Source organism: Vibrio sp. 10N.222.46.A1 (genome assembly GCF_041473595.1).
In the GTDB taxonomy this organism is placed as follows: domain Bacteria; phylum Pseudomonadota; class Gammaproteobacteria; order Enterobacterales; family Vibrionaceae; genus Vibrio; species Vibrio tasmaniensis_A.
This window is the reverse complement of sequence record NZ_JBFRSN010001792.1, coordinates 1-715: the sequence shown is the minus strand read 5'-3', so window position 1 is coordinate 715 and position 715 is coordinate 1. Positions and strand designations below refer to the sequence as shown.

General features: G+C 32.7%; 1 protein-coding gene. It reads left to right on the top strand.

What is annotated here, in order from left to right; genetic code table 11:
• Nucleotides 1-104: 104 nt before the first annotated feature.
• The coding region (locus AB4496_RS29355) for a class I SAM-dependent methyltransferase (RefSeq protein ID WP_372133653.1) at nt 105-715 on the top strand (611 nt) is incomplete at its 3' end.

The following is a 715-nucleotide window of genomic DNA, read 5'->3' as shown; positions in this document are numbered from 1 at the left end:
ATATATAAACGTTGCCTTGCTATTTTTTCCTGATCTTTTAAGTCAAATTTAATACCTTAGCGATTGAAAACAGTTTTTGCTAAGATTTAATCATAGGGCTAGTTATGAAAAATCAACATCTTACGATAATGAAACATTACGAAAAATGTTTAGATTTATATGGTGACACTCATTTAGGTGTCGATTGGCCAAATAAAGAAGATGCGAGGTTACGATATGCAATTATGAAAGATTTAATTGTACAAGAAGATCTTAACTCGCGTATTTCCTTGTTAGACTTTGGCTGTGGGGCTTCTCATTTTTTTGAATACTTGAAAGATGTAGAGCTTAATAATGTAGATTATTCAGGCCTTGATATATCAAGGAAGTTTGTGACCTTGTCTAAGGAGAAATTTCCAGGCAACAGCTACTATTGTGTTGATATATTAAATAACGATACCGAATTACCACAGTTTGACTACGCTATTCTAAATGGAGTATTTACTGAAAAATGTGACCTCTCATTCGAAGAAATGTTATCCTTTTTCAAAGCTGTACTTACTCGTGTTTTTGCAAAGGTAAATATAGGTATGGCGTTCAATGTAATGTCAAAAAATGTAGATTGGGAGAGGGATGATTTATTTCACCTTTCTCTGGACTTGCTCACAGAGTTCTTGTCAAAAAATGTCTCAAGGAAATATATCATACGGAATGACTATGGTTTATATGAATATAC